Origin of the sequence: Streptomyces sp. QH1-20 (assembly GCF_041283565.1) — a bacterium.
GTDB classification, from domain to species: domain Bacteria; phylum Actinomycetota; class Actinomycetes; order Streptomycetales; family Streptomycetaceae; genus Streptomyces; species Streptomyces syringius.
Window position 1 is genome coordinate 3,972,021 of record NZ_CP166299.1, and the last position, 21,905, is coordinate 3,993,925.

Annotated in this window: 21 protein-coding genes; 8 read left to right on the top strand and 13 right to left on the bottom strand. The window is 72.5% G+C overall.

Features of this window, described 5'->3' with window-relative positions; all coding sequences use genetic code 11:
- Positions 1 to 384 precede the first annotated feature (384 nt).
- The 7 genes from AB8O64_RS17780 to pdhA form a co-directional block, all read right to left on the bottom strand.
- A complete protein-coding gene (locus AB8O64_RS17780; protein WP_370419974.1) occupies positions 385 to 1,362 on the bottom strand; it encodes an NAD(P)H-quinone oxidoreductase in 978 nt (325 codons plus the stop codon).
- Between the two features lie 110 nt (positions 1,363 to 1,472).
- Positions 1,473 to 2,600, bottom strand: a complete 1,128-nt coding sequence (locus AB8O64_RS17785) for a TrkA family potassium uptake protein (RefSeq protein WP_370419975.1) — start codon at positions 2,598 to 2,600, stop codon at positions 1,473 to 1,475.
- Entirely contained in the window at positions 2,597 to 4,006 is a 1,410-nt protein-coding gene (locus AB8O64_RS17790; RefSeq protein WP_370423889.1) for a molybdopterin molybdotransferase MoeA, read from the bottom strand. Before AB8O64_RS17790 ends, AB8O64_RS17785 begins: the two co-directional genes overlap by 4 nt.
- A gap of 296 nt (positions 4,007 to 4,302) precedes the next feature.
- Positions 4,303 to 5,178 carry an NTP transferase domain-containing protein gene (locus AB8O64_RS17795; RefSeq protein ID WP_370419976.1) on the bottom strand — a complete coding sequence of 292 codons (876 nt, stop codon included), beginning with the start codon at positions 5,176 to 5,178 and terminating at the stop codon, positions 4,303 to 4,305.
- A 48-nt stretch (positions 5,179 to 5,226) separates the two neighbouring features.
- Positions 5,227 to 6,627: a dihydrolipoamide acetyltransferase family protein gene (locus tag AB8O64_RS17800; protein ID WP_370419977.1), complete on the bottom strand. Its 1,401-nt coding sequence runs from the start codon at positions 6,625 to 6,627 to the stop codon at positions 5,227 to 5,229.
- On the bottom strand, positions 6,627 to 7,670 hold the full coding sequence (locus AB8O64_RS17805; protein ID WP_370419978.1) for an alpha-ketoacid dehydrogenase subunit beta: 1,044 nt from the start codon (positions 7,668 to 7,670) through the stop codon (positions 6,627 to 6,629). Before AB8O64_RS17805 ends, AB8O64_RS17800 begins: the two co-directional genes overlap by 1 nt.
- A complete protein-coding gene (gene pdhA, locus AB8O64_RS17810; protein WP_370419979.1) occupies positions 7,667 to 8,824 on the bottom strand; it encodes a pyruvate dehydrogenase (acetyl-transferring) E1 component subunit alpha in 1,158 nt (385 codons plus the stop codon). Before pdhA ends, AB8O64_RS17805 begins: the two co-directional genes overlap by 4 nt.
- A 181-nt stretch (positions 8,825 to 9,005) precedes the next feature.
- Here pdhA and AB8O64_RS17815 point away from each other — a divergent pair, with 181 nt between their 5' ends.
- Complete coding sequence (locus AB8O64_RS17815; protein WP_184734702.1) at positions 9,006 to 9,500, top strand: Lrp/AsnC family transcriptional regulator; 495 nt, start codon at positions 9,006 to 9,008, stop codon at positions 9,498 to 9,500.
- A 59-nt stretch (positions 9,501 to 9,559) separates the two neighbouring features.
- Here AB8O64_RS17815 and AB8O64_RS17820 read toward each other — a convergent pair whose 3' ends face one another.
- Positions 9,560 to 10,153: a TetR/AcrR family transcriptional regulator gene (locus tag AB8O64_RS17820; RefSeq protein WP_184734704.1), complete on the bottom strand. Its 594-nt coding sequence runs from the start codon at positions 10,151 to 10,153 to the stop codon at positions 9,560 to 9,562.
- 2 nt (positions 10,154 to 10,155) lie between these two features.
- Positions 10,156 to 11,676: a 3-hydroxyacyl-CoA dehydrogenase gene (locus AB8O64_RS17825; RefSeq protein ID WP_370419980.1), complete on the bottom strand. Its 1,521-nt coding sequence runs from the start codon at positions 11,674 to 11,676 to the stop codon at positions 10,156 to 10,158.
- Between the two features lie 186 nt (positions 11,677 to 11,862).
- Here AB8O64_RS17825 and paaN point away from each other — a divergent pair, with 186 nt between their 5' ends.
- Positions 11,863 to 13,566 (top strand): phenylacetic acid degradation protein PaaN, encoded by a 1,704-nt coding sequence (paaN, locus tag AB8O64_RS17830; RefSeq protein ID WP_370419981.1) that lies wholly within the window; start codon positions 11,863 to 11,865, stop codon positions 13,564 to 13,566.
- Between the two features lie 18 nt (positions 13,567 to 13,584).
- Here the strand turns inward: paaN and AB8O64_RS17835 are convergent, their stop codons facing one another.
- Genes AB8O64_RS17835 through AB8O64_RS17845 form a run of 3 tightly spaced genes read right to left on the bottom strand, consistent with a single transcriptional unit; the run spans position 13,585 to position 16,417 of the window.
- Positions 13,585 to 14,355: a TrmH family RNA methyltransferase gene (locus AB8O64_RS17835; protein ID WP_370419982.1), complete on the bottom strand. Its 771-nt coding sequence runs from the start codon at positions 14,353 to 14,355 to the stop codon at positions 13,585 to 13,587.
- Between the two features lie 41 nt (positions 14,356 to 14,396).
- Positions 14,397 to 15,656, bottom strand: coding sequence for an HTTM domain-containing protein (locus AB8O64_RS17840; protein WP_370423890.1), 1,260 nt, complete (start codon positions 15,654 to 15,656; stop codon positions 14,397 to 14,399).
- A 38-nt stretch (positions 15,657 to 15,694) separates the two neighbouring features.
- On the bottom strand, positions 15,695 to 16,417 hold the full coding sequence (locus AB8O64_RS17845; protein WP_370419983.1) for a DUF5819 family protein: 723 nt from the start codon (positions 16,415 to 16,417) through the stop codon (positions 15,695 to 15,697).
- A gap of 123 nt (positions 16,418 to 16,540) precedes the next feature.
- Between AB8O64_RS17845 and paaA the strand changes: the two genes are divergently transcribed.
- The 6 genes from paaA (at position 16,541) to AB8O64_RS17875 (ending at position 21,456) form a co-directional block, all read left to right on the top strand.
- Positions 16,541 to 17,503, top strand: coding sequence for a 1,2-phenylacetyl-CoA epoxidase subunit PaaA (gene paaA / locus AB8O64_RS17850; protein ID WP_370419984.1), 963 nt, complete (start codon positions 16,541 to 16,543; stop codon positions 17,501 to 17,503).
- Positions 17,500 to 17,787: a 1,2-phenylacetyl-CoA epoxidase subunit PaaB gene (paaB, locus tag AB8O64_RS17855; protein ID WP_370419985.1), complete on the top strand. Its 288-nt coding sequence runs from the start codon at positions 17,500 to 17,502 to the stop codon at positions 17,785 to 17,787. Before paaA ends, paaB begins: the two co-directional genes overlap by 4 nt.
- 26 nt (positions 17,788 to 17,813) lie before the next feature.
- A complete protein-coding gene (gene paaC, locus AB8O64_RS17860) occupies positions 17,814 to 18,515 on the top strand; it encodes a 1,2-phenylacetyl-CoA epoxidase subunit PaaC (RefSeq protein ID WP_370423892.1) in 702 nt (233 codons plus the stop codon).
- Entirely contained in the window at positions 18,509 to 19,021 is a 513-nt protein-coding gene (gene paaD, locus AB8O64_RS17865) for a 1,2-phenylacetyl-CoA epoxidase subunit PaaD (protein WP_356451199.1), read from the top strand. Before paaC ends, paaD begins: the two co-directional genes overlap by 7 nt.
- Positions 19,022 to 20,128: a 2Fe-2S iron-sulfur cluster-binding protein gene (locus tag AB8O64_RS17870; protein WP_370419986.1), complete on the top strand. Its 1,107-nt coding sequence runs from the start codon at positions 19,022 to 19,024 to the stop codon at positions 20,126 to 20,128.
- 188 nt (positions 20,129 to 20,316) lie between these two features.
- Positions 20,317 to 21,456: an acyl-CoA dehydrogenase family protein gene (locus AB8O64_RS17875; RefSeq protein WP_370419987.1), complete on the top strand. Its 1,140-nt coding sequence runs from the start codon at positions 20,317 to 20,319 to the stop codon at positions 21,454 to 21,456.
- A gap of 101 nt (positions 21,457 to 21,557) precedes the next feature.
- Here AB8O64_RS17875 and AB8O64_RS17880 read toward each other — a convergent pair whose 3' ends face one another.
- Positions 21,558 to 21,905: a rhodanese-like domain-containing protein gene (locus AB8O64_RS17880; protein ID WP_370419988.1), complete on the bottom strand. Its 348-nt coding sequence runs from the start codon at positions 21,903 to 21,905 to the stop codon at positions 21,558 to 21,560.

Below are 21,905 nucleotides of genomic sequence, written 5' to 3' on the forward strand. Positions count from 1 at the left end.
GTGTCGTCTTCTGTGTCCCGGTCTGTGTCCCGGTCTGTGTCCCGGTCTGTGTTCCTGCCTGTGTCCCGGTCCCGGACATCGTCCGTACTCCACCACCCACGGCGCCACCCTTCGCAGGAGCCACCCCCTCCCGACACACCAAGCCTCACACGCCCCCGGGCCCCCTGCCCGCTGAACGGCCAGGTGGGTGACACGGTCCGAATGGTTGACCAGGAGTGACGGGAGGGAGGTGGGTATCGACGGCTTACGGGTGGGGTGGGAGAGGCGGCACAGGTGCGGGCGAAACGGGTACGGCCGGTGCCCATCGGCACCGGCCGTACGCGTCACATCGCGCGATCCTTCACATCTGATCCCTCACGTCATGGCCTTCCCGTCATGTGGCCTTCACGTCGTGAGGAGCACCTTGCCCACGTGCGAGCTCTCCTCCAGCACGCGGTGCGCGGCGGCGGCCTCCCGCATCGGCATCGTCCGGTCGACCACCGCCCGTACCCGCCCACCGGCGATCATCGGCCAGACGTGCTCCCGGACCGCCGCCACGATCGTGGCCTTCTCCGCCGGCGGCCGTGCGCGCAGCGAGGTCGCCGTCACGGCCGCCCGCTTCATGAGCAGCGTGCCCAGGTCCAGCTCGCCCTTGCGGCCGCCCTGGAGACCGATGATCGCCAGCCGGCCGCTGACGGCGAGGGCGTCCACGTTCCGCTGGAGGTACTTCGCGCCGACGATGTCGAGGATGACGTCCGCGCCGACGCCGCCCGTGACCTTGTCCAGCTCCTCGACGAAGTCCTGCTCGCGGTAGTCGATGAGGATGTCCGCACCCAGCTCACGACAGCGTTCGAGCTTCTCCGGCCCGCCCGCCGTGACCGCGACGCGCGCGCCCACGGCCTTCGCCAACTGCACGGCCATGGTGCCGATGCCACTGCCGCCGCCGTGCACGAGGAAGGTCTCGCCGGGGCGCAGCTGGGCGACGAGGAACACGTTCGACCAGACCGTGGCCGTCACCTCGGGCAGCGCGGCGGCGGTGACGAGGTCCACGCCGTCGGGCACGGGCAGCAGCTGGCCCACCGGCACGCAGACCTTCTCCGCGTAGCCGCCGCCGGACAGCAGCGCGCAGACCTCGTCGCCGACCGCCCAGCCGCTCACGCCGGGCCCGAGCGCCGCGATCCGGCCGGAACACTCCAGGCCCGGATACGGGGAGGCACCGGGCGGCGGGTCGTAGAACCCCTGCCGCTGCATCAGATCGGCGCGGTTGACGCCGCTGGCCACGACCTCGACCAGGACCTCTCCCGCGTCGGGTACCGGGTCGGGGACCTCGGCCCAGACGAGGGCGTCGGGTCCGCCGGGTTCGGGAATGGTGATCGCATGCATGGTCGCGAGGCTACTCCCGGGGCCTGCGGGGCACACGCGACGCGTGGGCCTGTTTCCCTTGCCGTTTTCCTTGTCCGGGGCGGGGGTTGGCGCGGAGGGCCAGGGGCGCGTTACTCGACGGACCCGTTGGGCCGCGCCCGGACGATCGTGATCAGGCGGTCCGTCGTCTTCAGCGGGCTCGCCTCGGGGTCGTCGTAGCCGATCAGCCGGTGCCCGCGCAGTACGGAGACCACCAGGTCGTCCGTGTCCCGCACGCCGCGCCCCACCTCGGACTTGACCACCGGCCGCTCGACGAGGTCGAGGCCGCTGCCCTGCTGGATCAGATCCTCCATGACCGTGCCCGCGCTGGGGCTGAGCACGGACAGCCCGAGCAGTCGGCCCGCCGCGCTCGCGCTCGTGATCACCGCGTCCGCGCCGGACTGCCGCAGCAGCGGGGCGTTCTCCTCTTCCCGTACGGCCGCGACGATCTTCGCGCCGCGGTTGAGCTGGCGCGCGGTGAGGGTGACGAGCACGGCGGTGTCGTCGCGCTGGGTGGCGATGATGATCTGACGGGCCTTCTGGATCTCGGCACGCAGCAGCACGTCGCTGCGGGTCGCGTCACCGACGACGCCCGCGTATCCGTGCGCGGTCGCCGACTCGACGACCTTGGGGTTCGGGTCGACGACCACGACCCGCTCGTTGGCCAGCCCGGTCGCGGTGAGGGTCTGCACGGCCGACCTGCCCTTCGTCCCGAAGCCGATGACGACGGTGTGCTCGCGCAAGGCGGACCTCCAGCGGGTCAGACGCCACTGCTCACGGGTCCGCTCGGTGAGGACCTCGAGGGTGGTGCCGACCAGAATGATCAGGAACAGAACGCGCAGCGGCGTCACGAGCAGCACATTGCTCAGCCGGGCGCTGTCGCTGTACGGGACGATGTCGCCGTATCCGGTGGTGGACAGGGTGACGGTGGAGTAATAGACGGCGTCGAGGAAGTCGACCTTGCCGTCGGAGTTGTCGTGGTAACCGGCGCTGTCCGAGTAGACGATGAGGACCGTCGCGACCATGACCAACAGCGCCATGAGCAGCCGCCGGGCCACTTGGCGGAGCGGGCCCGCCGTGTAGCGGGGCAGCATGATCCGGTGCTCGGTGTCGTGCTGACCGGCACGGTCCGCCGGGGAGACGCCGTGGTGACCGGCCGGCGGAACGGTCGGGTCCGGGTGCGTGGAACGGTCGGTGGCGTCGTGGTCGGGCAGCTTCACGGCGCACCTCCGGTGCCGGTGGTGGTGCCGGCGCTGATGCCGATCCCGTCGGCCGTCCACGGCAGATCGAGGATCTCGGCCTCGGTGCCCTGGTCCGCACCGCCGGGCGGCACGACGGCCAGCGCGTCGGCGGCGGCGATGCCGCGCAGCATGGCGGGGCCGTGGAAACGGAGGGGGCGTGCCCGGTCACCGTGCTGGTAGACCACCGGGATCAGGCGGGTGTCGACGGGGTGGCCCTGGACCGCCTCGGTCAGCCGTGCCCGGTAGGGGGACGGGGCCGGGCGGGCGGAGAGCGTGCGGAGCAGGGGCTCGGCGAGGGTGAGCAGCCCGGAGACGGCGGCGAGGGGGTTGCCGGGGAGCCCGACCAGATACCGGCCGGGCGCGAGGCGGGCGAGCAGCATCGGATGGCCCGGTCGTACCTCCACACCGTCGACGAGCTGTTCGGCGCCGAGGCGGCGGAGGGTGGGGTGGACGTGGTCGACGGGCCCGGCGGCCGTGCCGCCGGTGGTGACGACGACATCGGCGGTCGATGCGGAGACAGCGGTGTGCAGCGCCTCCGGGTCGTCGCCCACGTGGCGAATCGCCACGACTTCCGCGCCGAGCGCGCGCAGCCAGGGGCCGAGCAGGGGGCCGAGCGCGTCCCGGATCCGGCCGTCGTGGGGCAGCCCCGCGCGGAGCAGCTCGTCGCCGAGGACGAGGACCTCCACCCGGGGGCGGGAAGTGACGGTCAGTTCGTCGTAGCCAGCGGCTGCGGCGAGTCCGAGCACGACGGGGGTGACGAGGGCGCCGGCGGGCAGCAGCGCGTCGCCTCGGCGGCACTCCTGGCCGCGGGGCCGGATGTCCTGGCCCTGGGTGATGTGTCGGCTGGCGTAGAGCTCGCGGCCCTCGCCGCGCACCTTGCCGTGCTCGCTGCGCAGGACGGCGGTGGCACCGGGGGGCACGCGGGCGCCGGTGGCGATCCGGACGGCGTCGCCGTCGCTGAGGGGTGCGGCTTCGGCGTGACCGGCGAGGATGCCGGCCGCCGTGCCCCTGCCGGTGCCTTCGGGGGTGGCGTCCTCCGAGGGGAGCCGCCAGGGTCCGGGGCCCGCGACGGCCCAGCCGTCCATGGCGGAGGTGTCGAAGGACGGCAGGTCGGTGAGCGCGGCGAGGGGCTCGGCGAGGGCCTGGCCCAGCGCGTCGCCGAGCGGGCGCACGACCGACGGGAGCGGCTGGGCGGCGCGGGCGGCGGCGGTACGGGCGGCGTGCCAGGGGGTGGCGTGCGCGCGGGCCTCGGGGGCTTCGTTCGGCCCGACGGCGGGCTGGTCGGGCTCGGTGGGCCGGGTCGGCTTGGTGGGCCGCGTCGACTTGGTGGAGGAGTCAGGCCTGTCAGCCGGCGGCTCTTCGCTGAAGGGGTCGCTGTTGAACAACTCATCGTTGAACGAGGAGCCCTTGGAAGGTCCGTCGGCACTGCTGCTTTCAGAACTGCTGATATCGGAACTGCTGCCGGAGGCGCCATCGTGGGCGTCATGGGGCGCCGGCCCTCCCCAGTCCTCGGCGGCCCAGTCGGCCACGTTCCAGCGCACCGTTTCCGCGAGGTCCGAGGCACGTTGTGGACGGCGGACGAGGTTCTCCCGCCGATCGCCCGCCGTCCTCCGGTCGTCGGCGAACAGCGCCAGCGCCTCTTCGGCCGCACGGTCCAGCGCGGCGTCCGCGTCCCGGTCCGTCACGCCGAGCCCCCTGCCTTGTCCGCTTGCCCGGCCTCATCGGCCCCTTGAGCCTCTTCGGCCCATCTCGCGGCGAGGGCCGCGGCCTTGCGGGCCGCGTCGGCGACGGCCTCGGCCCCACCGCCTCGCTGGGCCGCGGCATAACCGACGAGGAACGTCGTCAAGGGCGCGGCGGGGCGGGCCACACCGTGCGCGGCGTCGCGCGCGAGATCGAGGAGGGCGGTCACGTCGACATCCAGTTCGATGCCCAGCTCGGCCTTGGCCGCGGAGATCCATTCATCCAGCACGCTCCCATCGTCCCTGATGCGCGCGCGGGCGACGGCAACGTCCTCCCAGGTGTCGCAATCGAAAGAGGCGGTGGGGTGCGGAAGCCGGTCGAGTGACAGCTCGGCCGTGAGCAGTCGCAGCGGCAGTCCGACGAGGCTGCCGTACTCGGTGGCGAGGAGCGCCAGCTCGCGACGGAGCGGTTCGGTCCGGTAGACCGCGACGAGAGGCTGTTCGCGTCCGTCGGCGTCGCAGAGCAGCACTCCTTCGGCCTCTCCGGTGGTGGCCGCCGCGAGCAGGGCCCGTACGGTGTCGGCCCGCAGGAAGGGGAGATCGGCGGAGACGACGAGCGTGGTGGGCGCGGCGGTGTGCCCGAGCCCGGCGGCGAGCGCGGCGAGCGGGCCGCCGCCGGGCGGCTCCTCGCGCGCCCACCGGACGCTTCGCGCGGTCGGCCGGCGCGGCCCCACCACGACGGTCTCCCCGGCGTCCGCGCACGCGCCGAGCACCCGGTCCAGCAGCGTGCGCCCGCCCACGCGCACAGCGGGCTTGTCGGCCCCGCCGAGCCTGCGCGCCGCACCTCCGGCGAGCACCACCGCGTCGTAACCAGTCATCCGACGAGTATGGCGCTCCCGGAAGCACCGGGCCGGTGGGGCGTTCCGTCAGAGGGACCGCAGCAGCACCGCCGGCTGTTCGACGCAGTCGGCCACGTACCGCAGGAAGCCGCCCGCCGTACCGCCGTCGCAGACCCGATGGTCGAAGGTGAAGGACAGCTGCACCACCTGTCGCACCGCCAACTCCCCGTCATGCACCCATGGTTTCGGCACGATGCGGCCGACACCGAGCATCGCGGCCTCGGGGTGGTTGAGGATCGGCGTCGAGCCGTCGACCCCGAACACCCCGTAGTTGTTCAGGGTGAACGTGCCGCCCGTCAGCTGCGCCGGGGCGAGCGTCCCCGTCCGCGCGGCCTCCGTGAGCCGTGCCATCTCCAGGGACAGCCCGACCGCGTCCCGCGTATGGGCATCGCGCACCACGGGGACGACCAACCCGCGCTCGGTCTGGGCGGCGAACCCCAGATGGACCCCCGGCAGCCGTACGATCTCCCGCGCCTCGGTGTCCACGGTCGCGTTGAGCTCCGGGTACTTCGCCAACGCGGCCGTGCAGATGCGCGCCAGCAGGGCCAGCAGCGATACCTTCTCGCCCCCACCGGCGTTCATCGCCCGGCGGGCGGCCATCAGCTCCGTCGCGTCCGCGTCCACCCAGCAGGTGGCGTCCGGGATCTCCCGTCGGCTCCTGCTCAGCTTCTCCGCGACCGCACCCCGCACTCCGCGCAGCGGGACGCGCTCAGCCCCGGGCTCCGCCACGGCCGTTCGCATCGCGTGGGCGCGCGGGGCGGCATGGGGTGCCGGCCGCACTTCGTTCTGAGCGCGCTGTTCCAGGGCGCGCGCCGCGCCCTCGACGTCCGCCCGGAGGATCAGCCCGTCGGGGCCGGTGCCCCGCACCTGCCGCAGGTCCACGCCGTGTTCGCGGGCGAGCCGCCGTACGAGCGGCGATATCACCGCCACGGCGGTGGCTGCCGAGGCATCCGTGTGCGAGGGCGCCTGCGAGGCCGTCGGCAGGGACGGCGCCGTGGCCCGGCCGGCCGGGCCCGGGTTCGTACGGGAGCCGGCCGCCTCGGGGCGGACCCGGCGCCGGCGTGCCGCGGGGGCCTGTGTGCCGTACCCGACCAGTACGTTCCCCGAGCCCTCGGCCTCGGCGGATTCCTTGGCGGTGGGGGGATCGGCAGGGGAAGCCGGGGCAAGGTCCGAGTGGGCCGGGTCGCCGACCGCGACGGTCAGCAGGGGGGCGCCCACGGGCAGCTCCGTGCCCTCGTCCCCGAAGCGGGCCGTCACCACGCCGCCGTAGGGGCAGGGGACCTCCACCATCGCCTTCGCCGTCTCGACCTCGACCACCGGTTGGTCGACGGCGACCACGTCGCCCACATCCACGAGCCAGCGGACGACCTCCGCTTCGGTGAGGCCCTCCCCCAGGTCGGGCAGCGTGAACTCACGCACCACGGCCATCAGCGCGTACCCCCCTCGGAACCCGCGGTCCACTCCGACTCCCACTGCAACCGCGCGACCGCGTCCAGCACCCGGTCCACGCCGGGGAGGTGGTGCCGTTCGAGCATCGGGGGCGGATACGGGATGTCGAACCCGGCGACCCGCAGCACCGGCGCCTCCAAGTGGTGGAAGCACCGCTCGGTGATCCGGGCCGCGATCTCCCCGCCCGGGCCGCCGAATCCGGTCGATTCGTGGACCATCACGGCCCGCCCGGTGCGGCGCACCGACGCGCAGACCGTCTCCTCGTCGAAGGGGACCAGCGACCGCAGGTCCACGACCTCCAGGTCCCAGCCCTCGGCGGTGGCCGCTTGCGCGGCCTCCAGACAGACCGGCAGGGAGGGCCCGTAGGTGATGAGCGTCGCCGACGTGCCCGCCCGTCGCACGACCGCCCGCCCGATGCCCGGCACCTCCTCGGGCCGGTCCGGCGACCAGTCGGCCTTCGACCAGTAGAGCCGCTTGGGCTCCAGGAAGATCACCGGGTCGTCGGAGGCGATCGCGGCCCGCAGCAGCCCGTAAGCGTCGGCGACGGTCGCCGGCGCGACCACATGGAGCCCCGGGGTCGCCATGTAGTACGCCTCGGAGGAGTCGCTGTGGTGCTCGACGCCCCCGATCCCGCCGCCGTAGGGCACCCGCACGGTGATCGGCATCGGCATCGCGCCGCGCGTCCGGTTCCGCATGCGGGAGACATGGCTGATGAGCTGCTCGAAGGCGGGATAGGCGAAGGCGTCGAACTGCATCTCGACCACCGGCCGCAGCCCGTACATCGCCATGCCCACGGCCGCGCCGAGAATGCCCGCCTCGGCCAGTGGTGTGTCCGTGCAGCGGTCCTCGCCGAATTCCTTCGTCAGGCCATCGGTGACCCGGAAGACGCCGCCCAGCGCGCCGACGTCCTCGCCGAGGACATGGACGGACGGATCGTCGGCCATGGCGTCGCGCAGCGCCCGGCCCAGCGCCTGCGCCATCGAGACGGGTTTACGGGCGGTGTCGACGGCCGCGGCGGTCATCGCTGCGTTCCTTCCTGGTGGCCGGGGGAGAGCTCCTCGGCGGCGGCCAGCTCGGCCCGCAGCCGGTCGGCCTGCTCGCGCAGTTGGCCGGTCTGCTCGGCGTAAACATGGGTGAAGAGATCCATCGGGTCGAGCGAGGGGTCCTGGTTCATCCGCTCGCGCAGGTCGGCGGCCATCCGCTCGGCGGCCTGCCGCTCGGCCTCCATGCCGGCCTCGTCCAGCAGCTTCCTGCTGGTCAACTCGCGCTCCAGCAGCAGGATCGGGTCGTGGGCGCGCCACATCTCGACCTCGGCGTCGGGACGGTAGCGCGTGGCGTCGTCCGCGTTGGTGTGGGCGTCGATGCGGTAGGTGACGGCCTCGACGAGGGTGGGGCCGCCACCGCTGCGGGCACGTCGCATGGCCTCGGACAGGACCTGGTGGACGGCTGCCGCGTCATTGCCGTCGACCAGGCGGCCGGGCATGCCGTAGCCGACGGCCTTGTGGGCGAGGGAGGGGGCGGCGGTCTGCTTCGCCAGGGGCACGGAGATCGCGAAGCCGTTGTTCTGCACGAGGAAGACGACCGGCGCCTGCCAGACCGCGGCGAAGTTGAGCGCCTCGTGGAAATCGCCCTCGCTGGTGCCCCCGTCGCCGACCATCGCGAGCGCGACGACGTCGTCCCCCTTCAGGCGCGCGGCGTGCGCGAGGCCGACCGCGTGCGGGAGTTGGGTGGCCAGCGGGGTGCACAGGGGTGCCACCCGGTGCTCGTGCGGGTCGTAGCCGGTGTGCCAGTCACCGCGCAGCAGCGTGAGCGCCTGGACGGGGTCCAGGCCGCGGGCGACGGCGGCGAGCGTGTCGCGATAGCTGGGAAAGAGCCAGTCCTGCTCCTGCAGGACGAGCGCGGCGGCGACCTCGCAGGCCTCCTGACCGGTGGAGGAGGGATACACGGCCAGCCTGCCCTGGCGGGTGAGCGCGGTGGCCTGGGTGTTGTAGCGGCGGCCGCGCACGAGCTGCCCGTACAGCCGCCGCAGCAGCTCCGGGTCCAGGTCCGCGGCGGCGTCGGTGCCCAGCAGTCGGAACGGCTCCGGGTCGGGCAGCAGCGGCGTGGGGTCGGTGCGAGGCTGCCAGGCAGGGGGCGGGGTGGGCCGGTACGAACCGGGCTGCTCCAGGACCGTCATGACGAGCACCTCCTCAAGGACGAGCTTGACCGGAACGCGTTACCGAAGGAAACCCGCGCTCTCCCTACCGATTGTTCGGTCGTCGGCGCATTTTGGCTACAGGCGACCCGAGCCTGTGGACAAACGGTTCTCCACAGCCTGAGATATGGACAGGGCGTCCATGAAGGGGAGGCGGGACGGTATGCCGGAGGAACAGATGGCCACGTCGGGAGCGAGGGCGCCCGCGCGCCCGCTCGACGACATCGACCGTTCCATCCTGTACATGCTCCAGTCCGACGGCCGCGCCTCGATCCGGTCCGTGGCCGAGCGGGTGCACGTCTCGCGCGCCAACGCTTACGCGCGTATCAACCGCCTCATCGACGACGGCGTCATACGCGGGTTCAGCGCGCTGATCGACCAGGAACGGGCCGGGCAGGGCGCATCGGCGTACATCACGCTGAAGATCGTCCAGAATTCCTGGCGCACCGTGCGGGAAAAGCTCCACGCGCTGCCCGGTGCCGCGCACATCGCCCTGGTCAGCGGGGATTTCGATGTGCTGCTGCTCGTGCACACCAAGGACAACCGCGCCTTGCGCGAGCTGGTGCTCACCCGCATCCAGGCCATGGACGAGGTGTTGAGCACGCGCACGCTGCTGGTCTTCGAGGAGACCGATCTCCAGGAGGGCGGGGGCGGCTAGCGCGACCGGCCGGACGGTAACGGTGGTGGTCCGGTGGCCGGACCACCACCGTCAGGGCCTCAGCGGTACGTCCGCAGCCCCGCGAAGGCCGTGGCGATCACGGCGTCGGCGACCTCGTCGCTCGTCGCGGCGCCACCGCGCTCGGGGCGGTACCACTCCACCACGGAATTGATCATTCCGAAGAGCAGCCGGGTCGCCAGCCGCACCTCCACGTCGGCCCGGAGATCGCCGTCGGCCGCGGCCCGCTTGAGCAGCTCGGCGACCTCGTGATCGAACTCGCGGCGGCGTTCCATGGCCCAGCGCTCGGTGTCCGTATTGCCCCGGACGCGCAGCAGCAGCGTCACATACGGCAGCTCGCTCATCAGCACTTCCACGGTGCGCCGGGTGACGTACTCCAGCCGGTCGATCGCCCGGCCCTCCTCGGCGCCCGGCTCCCGGAGGACGGCGAAGAGCTCGTCCAGCGCACGGCTTATCGCGAGCCGCAGCAGTTCTTCCTTGCCCTTGACGTGGTGGTAGATCGAGGACTTGGAAATACCGGCCGCCTTGGAGAGATGCTCCATGGACGTGCCGTCGTAGCCCCGCTCGTTGAACACCTGGACGGCGACCGCGAGCAGCGATTCGGGCGTGTAGGTGTCGCGCTTGGCCATGGTCATGATTAGAGCAGGCTCTCTTCGACGGCCGCACGGCGGCGCAGGGACTGACAGGCGGCGTAGCGGCCGCCCGGATATTCGTTGTGCAGGGAACGCAGCAGCCGGTCCGTCCGGTCCGCGCCCAGCGCACGGCCCCACTCCAGCGGGCCGCGGGGGTAGTTCACGCCCTGCCGCATGGCGATGTCGATGTCCTCGGGGCTCGCCACGCCCCGGCCGACCGCGTCGAAAGCGAGGTCGACGAGCATCGCGACCGTACGGGCGACGATCAGGCCCGGGGCGTCGCCGATGACGCTGACCTTCTTGCCGAGGGCCTGGAACAGGCCGATCGCGGCCCGGACGTCCTCGGGGGAGGCGAGCTCGGAGGGCGCGAGGGCGATCCGGGTGCAGGTGCGGTAGTCGAGGGCCAGGTCGAAGCGGATGGCGATCCCGTGGACGTCCGTGGTGGCGGGGCTGCCGTCGGTCAGGGAGAGCCGCGCCCCGTCGGGCAGGGCGATGAACCCGTGGCCCCCGTCCGGGGCGGGGGCCGGGGTGACCTTGATGCCCGCTTCCACGATCAGCTCGTGCAGCACGGCGGAAGGCCCCTGCAAGCTGCCGTGCAGGACGACCTCGGCCGGCGCGTCGCACGGCTCCGCCGTACGCGGCTCGGGCTTCCGCGCGCCCTCCTCGTACGCGAACCAGCCACGTCCCGACTTCCGGCCGATGCTCCCCGCCTCCACGAGGCGTCGCTGCGCGAGCGACGGCGTGAATTTCGGATCGTGGAAGAAGGCCTCGTAGACCGAACGGGTGACGGCTTCGTTCACATCCTGGCCGATGAGGTCGGTCAGCTCGAAGGGGCCCATGGCGAATCCGCCGCTCTCGCGCAGCACGGCGTCGATCGTCGCGGGGTCGGCGAAGCCCTCCTCGTGGACGCGGAAGGCCTCGGCGTAGAAGGGGCGGGCGAGGCGGTTGACGATGAACCCCGGGGTGTCGGCGCAGCGCACCGGCCGCTTCCCCCAGGCGGCCACCGTGGCGTAGGCGCGGTCCGCCGCCGCCTCGTCCGTGGCGGCGCCGCGGACCACCTCCACCAGCGGCAGCAGCGGAGCGGGGTTGAAGAAGTGCAGGCCGACGAAGCGGCCGGGCAGCCGCAGGGCGCCGGCGATCGCGGTCACCGACAGGGACGAGGTGTTGGTGGCGAGCAGACAGTCGTCGGGAATGACCGATTCCAGGTCCGTGAACAGCTTCTGCTTGGCCGCCAGTTGCTCCACAATCGCCTCGATGACGAGCGAGGAGTCGGCAAGTTCGTCCACCCGCGTCGCCGGGCTCAGCCGGTCGCGGGCCGCGTCGCGGTCGGCCGCCGCGAGCCGGCCCTTCTCCACCAGGCGGTCGAGACGCGCGGTGATGCTCCGGGCGGCCTCGGCGGCGCGGCCGGGCACGGCGTCGTACAGCCGCACCGGGTGGCCGGCGACCAGGGCGACCTGGGCGATTCCCTGGCCCATGGTGCCGGTGCCGACGACGGCGACGGCGTGGTCCGGCTCGATTGCGGTCATGTCGGTGATCCTCCCCGATGAGTTGTCCACAGCTTCGCCGGGCCCCCTTGTCCCGACCGATCGTTCGGTTACTGTATCTACCGGGGGATGTTCCCGGGCCCCCGAAGTCTTCGCCCGACCTTGTTTCCGAAGTTGCCCGAAGCCTGTCGCCTCTCCGAGCCCAGCTCGACAAGGAGTTGGTCAGCCGTGACCGCCGGATCCACCACCGCCCAGTTGATCGAGAAGCACCGCCCCACTCTCGACCAGGCTCTGGACGCCATCCGCACGCGCGCCTATTGGTCCCCCTACCCCGAGCACCCGAAGGCGTACGGGGCGGAGGGCGCCGTGCCCGGCAGCCTGAGCGCGGCCGAGGGCCAGGCGGCCTTCGAGGCCCTGCGCGGCAAGCGCTTCGAGCTCGACCAGCCGGGGGCACAGGGGTGGACGGGGGCCGAAATCTCCCCGTACGGGCTGGAGCTGGGCGTCGAGTATCCGCATCCCGATGTCGAGCGGCTGCTGCCGGCCATGCGCGCGGCGATGCCGGAGTGGCGCGAGGCGGGCCCGGAGGTCCGGGCCGCGGTCTGTCTGGAGATCCTGGCCCGGATCAACGCCCGCACCCACGAATTCGCGCACGCGGTCATGCACACCAGCGGCCAGGCGTTCATGATGGCGTTCCAGGCCGGTGGGCCGCACGCGCAGGACCGTGGCCTGGAGGCCGTCGCGTACGCCTACGCCGAGCAGGTCCGTACGCCGGGCGCGGCCGAGTGGTCCAAGCCGCAGGGCAAGCGTGACCCCCTGGCGCTGAGCAAGCAGTTCACCGCCGTGCCGCGCGGTGTCTCGCTGCTCATCGGCTGCAACACCTTCCCCACCTGGAACGGCTACCCCGGGCTGTTCGCCTCCCTCGCCACCGGCAACGCGGTCCTGGTCAAGCCGCATCCGCGCGCGGTGCTGCCCCTGGCCCTCACCGTGCGGATCGCCCGCGACGTGCTGAACGACGCCGGGTTTTCCCCCGACCTGGTCACGCTGGCCGCCGAGCGGGACGGCGAGGGGATCGCCAAGGCGCTGGCCACCCGCCCGGAGATCCGCATCATCGACTACACCGGCTCCACCGCCTTCGGCGACTGGCTGGAGGCCAACGCCCGCCAGGCGCAGGTCTTCACGGAGAAGGCCGGGGTCAACACCGTCGTCATCGACTCCACCGACGACTACAAGGGCCTGCTGGGCAATCTCGCCTTCTCGCTGTCCCTCTACAGCGGCCAGATGTGCACCACCCCGCAGAACTTCCTCATCCCGCGCGAGGGCATCACCACCGACGCCGGGCCCAAGTCCTACGACGAGGTGGTCACCGACCTGGCGGGCGCGGTCGAGGCCCTGCTCGGTGATGACGCCCGGGCGAACGCGCTGCTGGGCGCCCTCGTGAACGACCAGGTCAAGGAGCGCATCGGGGCGGCCGCGCAGCTCGGCGAGGTCGCCCTCGCCTCCCGTGCGGTGACCAACCCCGACTTCCCCCAGGCCACGGTCCGCACTCCGGTGATCGTGAAACTGGACGGCGCCAAGCCCGACGCCGAGGCGGCCTATCTGTCGGAGTGCTTCGGCCCGGTGGCGTTCGCCGTGGCCGTCGACTCCGCCCAGGACGCGGTGGAGCTGCTGCGGCGCACCATCCGGGAGAAGGGCGCGATGACGGTCGGCGCGTACACCACGTCGCCCGAGGTCGAGCGGCTCGTCGAGGAGGCCTGCCTGGAGGAGTGCGCCCAGCTCTCCTTGAACCTCACCGGTGGGGTGTACGTCAACCAGACGGCCGCCTTCTCCGACTTCCACGGCTCGGGCGGCAACCCCGCGGCCAACGCGGTGCTGTGCGACAGCGCGTTCGTCGCGACGCGTTTCCGCACGGTCGAGGTGCGCCGCCCGTCCTAGCCGCGTGGCCCGGCGGGTTCAGGCCCGCTGGGCCGGGTCCGGCCCTCCCCAGTGGAAGAGCGCCATGGCGACGCTGGTCGCGAGGTTGTAGCTGGAGACCTGTGGCCGCATGGGGAGGGCGACCAGCCGGGTCGCCCGTTCCCGCAGCCCGGGGGAGATGCCGTGCCGCTCGGAGCCGAAGGCGATCAGCGCGTCGTCCGGCAGGGGGATGGACCTGATGTCGTCCCCCTCCGGGTCCAGCGCGTACAGCGGGCCGGGCGGCAGCTCGGGGAGCGGCAGGCGCTCCACGGCGGTGGCGTAGTGCAGGCCCGCGCCCGCCCGTACGGCGTTCGGGTGCCAGGGGTCGATGTCGCCGGTGGTGACCACGCCCGTGGCCCCGAATCCGGCGGCGAGCCGGATCACGGCCCCCACGTTGCCGAGATTGCGGGGGTTGTCGAGGACGACGACCGGTGCCTGCCGGGGAGCCCGCGACATGGCGTCGAGGTTCGCCCGGCGGTCGGGCCTGACCGCCAGCGCGGCCACCTGGGTGGGGTGGACCCTGGGCAGCAGCTCCCGCAGGGTCCGCACCGGGATCTCGGCCAGGCGCTCGTCCAGCACCTCGGTCAGATCCGGGGCCAGCTCGGCCGCGAGCTCCAGGGCGGAGGTCTTGTCGGCGGTGACCGCCACCCGCACATCGGCGCCGAAGCGCAGGGCGTGCTTCAGGGCGTGGAAGCCGTCGAGCAGCACGGCGTCCGCGGCGGTCGCCTCGCCCCAGAGCCGCAGGGCGTTTCCGGCCTCGTCCTCGATCATGCCCTCAGCCTACGGGCCGGATTCCGCCCGCTGCCCCTGGCTCAGCCCACCAGTGTGCGAGTGCCGGCCGCCCCGTCCTCGCTCTCCCGTGGGGCCGGGACCGCGCCCCTGCGGACGAGGGGCAGGCGGTCACCGGCACGGCCGACGAGGGCGCCCAGGCGGCGCAGGAAGGAGGTGGGCAGGAAGACCGCGTCCGCGACGATCATCGCGAGGGAGAAGAACGGGAGGCCGAGGGTGACGGCGATGCCGAGATGCTCGGCCATCATCACGGCGAGCAGGACGTTCTTCACCCGCCGGTTCAGCAGGGTGAAGGGGAAGGCGACCTGCACGGCCACGGTGCCGTAGCTGAGGAGCAGTACGACGGTCCCGCTGCTCGCGAGCGCGTGGGACAGCGCGGGCCAGGGCGAGAAGTAGTCGATGTGCATCGGGTAGAAGAGCGCGGTGCCGTCCTGCCAGCGGGAGCCCTGGATCTTGTACCAGCCCGCCGTGGCGTAGATCAGACAGACCTCCGCCATGATCACGAGCAGCGCGCCGTTGTGCGCCAGATTCGCGAAGGCGTCCAGGACGGTGCGCGGCTCCCCGGGAGCGTGGTGCCGCGCGAGCCACCACAGCCCCTGGGCTGCCCACAGACCCCACAGGACCGTGGCCCACCCGATGCCCGGCACCGGGCCGTCGCTCGTCCACTCCAGCCGGGTGTCGCCGACCGCCTGGGCCACGACGAGGGCGAGGCCGCAGAGCGTCCACAGCACGATGCCGGTCATGTCCCGGTCGCCGTCCCCGGAGCCGGCCCCGGGGACCTTCTCCCGGCGGGCGGCCCGGCGCGCGTCGAGGGACCACACCCGCCCGCAGCGGGTGAAGACCATGTACAGCGCCATCAGATGCAGGACGTTGTCGCCGCCGTCCCCGACGAAGATGCTGCGGTTCTGGAGCGACAACACCCCGATCATGGCGAGGACCGACATGGTCCGCGTGCGCCACCCCAGCATCAGCAGGGCGCTGGAGACGATCGCCAGGACGTAGACGGTCTCGAACCAGACGCCGCTGTCGGACCACATCAGGGCGGTGAAGGCGCGGTTGTCGTCGGTCAGCCGACGGGCCATGTCCCAGCTCCACGGGCCGTCGGGCCCGTACAGCTCATGGCGGTTGGGCCACTCGCGGAGCAGGAAGAACAGCCAGGTGAAGGAGAGACCGATCCGCAGCACGGCCGTCTGGTACGTACCGAGGGCGGAGCCGGTCACGCGCGCGACGCCGCGGCCGAGCGCGCTGTCGACACGGGCCGCGAGCCCGGCGTCGGCCGGCACGTCCCGCTTCCTGTCCTGGGCCGGGTTCTGGGGGGAGCTCACCGGTTCTTCGCCTCCGGGAGATCGGCGGTGGTGACCGGCCACCAGCCCAGCATGCGGTGGACGGGTCGCGTGTCGACCTTCTCGTCACTCCAGGGCGGTGGGGTTATGGCAGTGGTCACGGCCCGTACCTGCACGCGCTGAAGCGTCCGCCCGCCCTGTTCACCCCCCAGACGGAGCACGGCGATGCGCCGGATGTACTCCTCGGCGAGCCGGCCGCGCATCCCGTTGGGCTGCTCCCGCGCGTCGTGCGTGCCCGCGTAGAAGTCCCAGGCACGGCGGAGTTCGTTCTGCTGTGTGTGGCTGGGGAGAAAGTTGTGGCGCAGCGCGGCGCCGTCCTGGGCCGACAGATCGGTCCAGGACGTGACCACGGCCCGGCCGTCGGGGCCGCGCAGTTCGGCGCGTGCCTGAACGGCGACGTTCTGCTGCAGCGGGTTGGGCGCGAAGAACTTCCAGTTCTGTTCGAACTCCGGGTACACGTAGTCGTCGATGGCCGATCCGTGCTGCTTGCTGATCGTGTTCGACGGTGCGACGTGCAGGAACATCATCGACACATGCACCGCGACCGCGACCGCCACGCCCGCCACGCCGACGGCGACGGCGATGCGTGAGGGGAGGGACAGCCCGGCGATGCCGGCCGTCCGTTCGTGCCCGTCGTCCCGCTCCATGTCCCGCCCCGATTCCGGCCGCCACCCGTTGCTGTGCACCCGAACGGTACCCACGCCGCCCCACCAGGCACAGCGGACGCGGAGTTATCCACAGGCTTGACACCTTCCGAGACCTCGGCACACCATTGAACCGAACGATCGGTCGGTAGGGAGTTCCAGAGATCGAGGGGGCACGGCATGACGACGACGGCGCCGGAAGCGGGGGCGTACGAGGCGGTTTTCGACGCCACCGTGGCCGCCGATGAGCGCATCGAGCCACGGGACTGGATGCCGGACGCCTATCGCGCCACGCTCGTCCGGCAGATCGCGCAGCACGCCCACTCCGAGATCATCGGCATGCAGCCCGAGGCAAACTGGATCACCCGGGCGCCCTCGCTGCGGCGCAAGGCGATCCTCATGGCCAAGGTGCAGGACGAGGCGGGCCACGGCCTGTATCTCTACAGCGCCGCCGAGACGTTGGGCACCGGGCGCGAGGAGCTGCTCGACAAGCTCCACGCGGGGCGCCAGCGATACTCCTCGATCTTCAACTACCCCACCCTGACCTGGGCGGACGTGGGCGCCATCGGCTGGCTCGTGGACGGCGCCGCGATCACCAACCAGGTCCCGCTCTGCCGCTGCTCCTACGGGCCGTACGCCCGGGCCATGGTCCGCATCTGCAAGGAGGAGTCCTTCCACCAGCGCCAGGGGTACGAGCTGCTGCTCGCCCTCAGCCGTGGCACCGAGGCCCAGCACGCGATGGCCCAGGACGCGGTGGACCGCTGGTGGTGGCCGTCCCTGATGATGTTCGGCCCGCCCGACGAGGAGTCCGCGCACTCCGCCCAGTCCATGGCCTGGAAGATCAAGCGCCACTCCAACGACGAGCTGCGCCAGCGCTTCGTCGATATCTGCGTCCCCCAGGCCGAGTCGCTCGGGCTGGCCCTCCCCGACCCGGACCTCCGGTGGAACGAGGAGCGCGGTCACCACGACTTCGGCGCCATCGACTGGGACGAGTTCCACGAGGTCCTGCGGGGCAACGGCCCGTGCAACGACCAGCGGATCAACCAACGCCGGCGGGCCCACGAAGAAGGCGCCTGGGTACGCGAGGCCGCCGCCGCGTACGCGGGCAAGCACACCGACGCACACCGGGAGGCACGGGCATGACCAGCGCTGATTGGCCACTGTGGGAGGTGTTCGTGCGCAGCAGGCGCGGCCTGGCGCACACCCACGCCGGCAGCCTGCACGCACCGGACGCGGAGATGGCGCTGCGCAACGCCCGCGACCTCTACACACGGCGCTCGGAGGGTGTGTCGATCTGGGTGGTGCCCTCCGCCGGGATCACCGCCTCCTCCCCGGACGAGAAGGACCCCTTCTTCGAGCCGGCGGCCGACAAGGCCTACCGCCACCCGACCTTCTACGACATCCCGGAAGGGGTGCGGCACCTATGACCGGGGCACCCGCGAGCACCGTGCCGCTGAGCGCCGCCCTGGCCCTCGGCGACGACGCCCTCGTGCTCTCCCACCGGCTGGGGGAGTGGGCCGGGCACGCACCCGTCCTGGAGGAGGAGGTCGCGCTCGCCAATATCGCGCTGGACCTGCTCGGCCAGGCCCGGACCCTCCTCTCCCTCGCCGGCGACGAGGACGAGCTGGCCTATCTCCGCGAAGAGCGCGCCTTCCGCAACGTCCAGCTGGTCGAGCAGCCGAACGGCGACTTCGCCCACACCATCGCCCGCCAGCTCTATTTCGCCACCTACCAGGAGCTGCTGTACGGGCAGTTGGCGGCCGGGGACGGTCCCTTCGCCCCGCTGGCGGCGAAGGCGGTCAAGGAGGTCTCCTACCACCGTGACCACGCCGAGCACTGGACCCTGCGCCTCGGGGACGGCACCGAGGAGAGCCACCGGCGGATGCGCACGGGCCTCGACGACCTGTGGCGGTTCACGGGCGAGCTCTTCCAGCCGGTCGACGGGCTGGACATCGACTGGACCGCCCTGCGCGACGGCTGGCTGACCCTCGTCACCAAGACCGTGGAGCAGGCCACTCTGGCCCTGCCCACCGGCCCCCAGTTCGGCGCGTGGACGGCCGGCGCCGGCCGCCAGGGCGTCCACACCGAGCCGTTCGGGCGGCTGATCGCCGAGATGCAGCATCTGCACCGCAGCCACCCGGGGGCGACATGGTGACCGCGACCCCGCTCGAGGAAGAGCTCCGCGCCCTGGCCGGTTCCGTGCCCGACCCGGAGCTCCCCGTCGTGACGCTGGCCGAGCTGGGCGTCCTGCGCGGGCTGCACCTCGTCGGCCCCGGCCGGGTGGAGGTGGAGCTGACCCCCACCTACACCGGCTGCCCGGCCATAGAGGCCATGTCGGCGGACATCGAGCGGGTCCTGCACGACCACGGCATAGCCGAGGTGGAGGTCCGTACGGTCCTCTCCCCGCCCTGGACCACGGACGCGATCAGCGCCGAAGGCCGCCGCAAGCTGGAGGAGTTCGGGGTGGCGCCGCCACGGCCCACTGCCGCCCGGCCAGCGGACCGCCCCGGTGGCCCGGTGCTCGTGCAGCTCGCCATTCGCTGCCCGCACTGCGGCTCCACCGACACCACCCTGCTGAGCCGCTTCTCCTCCACCGCCTGCAAGGCTCTGCGCCGCTGCGAAGCGTGCCGCGAACCGTTCGACCACTTCAAGGAGTTGTAGATGGCAGCGGCCCGCCACGGCGCCTTCCACCCGCTACGGGTGACGGCCGTCGACCCGCTCACCGACGACGCGGTCGCCGTGACCTTCGCCGTGCCCCCCGAGCTGCGCCCGGTCTTCCGCTACACCCCCGGCCAGCACCTCGCCTTCCGCCGGATGGTGGACGGCGCCGAGATACGCCGCACCTACTCCATCTGCGGCCAGGTGCCCGGCCCGGACGGGCCGGCGGCGCTGAAGGTGGGGGTCCGGCTGGTGGACGGCGGCGCGTTCTCCACCTACGCGCTCAAGGAACTGACGGTCGGGGACACGGTGGAGGTGATGGCACCGGCCGGCCGGTTCGTGCTGGAGCCGCGCCCCGGGCACTTCGCCGCGATCGTCGGCGGCAGCGGCATCACCCCCGTGCTGAGCATGGTCTCGGCTGTGCTCGCGCGCGAGCCCGCCGCCCGCTTCTGCCTGATCCGCAGCGACCGCACCGCGTCTTCCACGATGTTCCTGGAGGAGGTCGCCGACCTCAAGGACCGCTATCCGACGCGCTTCCAGCTCGTGCACGCCCTCTCCCGCGAGGAGCAGCAGGCGGGTCTGCCGTCCGGGCGGCTGGACAAGGAGCGGCTGTCCCGGCTGCTGCCGGCGCTGCTCCCGGTGGACACCGTCGACGGCTGGTTCCTGTGCGGCCCGTACGGGCTGGTGCGGGGCGCCGAGCGGGCCCTGCACGGGCTCGGGGTCGGCCGCGACCGCGTCCACCAGGAGATCTTCCATGTGGACGAGGAAGCGGATGAAAGAACGGGCGTGGCGGAGCGGGGTACCGCGGCCGTCGCCACGGCGGCCCGGGCGTCGGACAGCACGGTGACCGCGAAGCTGGACGGCCGCAGCGGCAGCTGGCCGGTACGCGAGGGGGAGTCCCTGCTGGAGACGGTGCTGCGCAACCGCGCCGACGCGCCCTACGCCTGCAAGGGCGGCGTCTGCGGGACGTGCCGGGCCTTCCTGGTCACGGGCGAGGTGCGGATGGACCGGAATTTCGCGCTGGAGCCGGAGGAGCTGGCCGCGGGGTACGTGCTGGCTTGCCAGTCGCATCCGGCCACCGAGGAGGTGGAGTTGGACTTCGACCGCTGACGACCGGCCCACCGGCCCCCCGGTCCCCCCCTCTCACCCTTCCCTACCGGTTCCCAATTCCTGCAACCTGTTCTACCTTGACGCCCCATCAGACGCGTCTCCCCGCAGACACGTCTCCAAGCGGATGCGCATCCAGGCGCATCGCCAACCGCGTCTTCAGGTGTCAGCGGCGTGTGGGAGGACCGGCAGTGGACTTCACCTTCACCGAGGAGCAGCAGGCCGCCGTCGAAGCGGCCCGGGCGGTCTTCGCCGGGGTCACCCCCGACAGCGTGCCCAGCCCGGCGCTCACCCGGGGCGCGGTGGCCGAGGACTTCGACCGCGCGCTGTGGCGCAGGCTCGCCGACGCCGATCTGCTGAGCCTGACCGTCGCCCCTGAGCACGGCGGTGCGGGGCTCGGGCCGATCGCCCTGTGCCTGGTGCTGCGCGAGTCCGCGCGGGTGCTGGCCCGGGTGCCCCTGCTGGAGGCGGGTGGGGTGGCGCTCGTCCTCGGCAGGTACGGCGGCGCCGCGGCGGACCGGTTGCTGCCGCTGATCGGCCGCGGCGAGACCGTGGTCACCGTGGCCGCCAACGGCCGCACCGGACATGACCGGGCCGAACTGGCCGTCACCGCACGGCCCGAGGGCACCGGCGGACACCAGTGGTCCCTCGACGGCGTACAGACAGCCGTGCCCTGGGCGCCGGGCGCCGACCTGATCCTGATACCCGCCCACACCGGCGAGGGCCGCACCGTCCTCGCGCTCGTCCCCCGGGACCGGCCCGGTGTGACGCTCGCCGACCAGGTCTCCACCAACGGCGAGCGGTACGCGGAGGTGCGTCTCGACGGTGTGCGGGTCGAGGACGACGAGGTCATCACGGCCGAGGGCGCGTGGGAGTGGCTGCGCGGGCTGCTCACCTCCGGCACCTGCGCACTCGCGCTCGGCCTCGGGGAGGCGGTGGCCCGCATGACGAGTGAGTACACGGGGAAGCGGGTGCAGTTCGGCCACCCCATCGCCACGTTCCAGGCGGTCGCCGTCCAGGCAGCCGACCGCTATATCGATCTGCGCGCGATGGAGGCCACGCTGTGGCAGGCGGCCTGGCGCATCGAGTCGGGGGCGGACGCGGCGCTCCCGGCCGCGGCGGACATCGCCGTCGCGAAGGTCTGGGCCTCGGAGGGGGTCCGCCGCGTCGTGCAGACCGCGCAGCATCTGCACGGGGGCCTGGGCGCGGACACCGACTACCCCCTGCACCGCTATCACGCCTGGGCCAAGCAGCTGGAGCTCTCCCTGGGCCCCGCCGCCGCTCATGAGGAGGCGCTGGGCGACCTGCTGGCCGCCCATCCCCTCGGGTGAGGACACCGTCCTGTGAGAAGGCCGTCCTGTGAGAACGCCGCCGGGCCCCTCGGCCGAGCGCCGTGGAGCCGGACAGTCGCGCGAGACTGACGCGCGACCGGCTAGATGACCGTGCCGGGGCCGCCGTTTCCGTCCACGACCGGGCGGCCGGCGGCCTCCCAGACCTGCATGCCGCCGTCGACGTTCACCGCGTCCAGGCCCTGCTGGACGAGGTAGGTGGTGACCTGCGCGGAGCGCCCGCCGGAGCGGCAGATGACGTTGATGCGGCCGCCGTCGGGGGCCTTCTCCGTCAGCTCGCCGAACCGGGCGACGAAGTCGCTCAACGGGATGTGCAGCGCGCCTTCCGCGTGCCCGGCCGCCCACTCGTCGCTCTCACGGACGTCCAGCAGGAAATCGTCGGACGAGAGCGCGTCGACGCCGACCGTGGGTACCCCAGAACCGAAATGCAT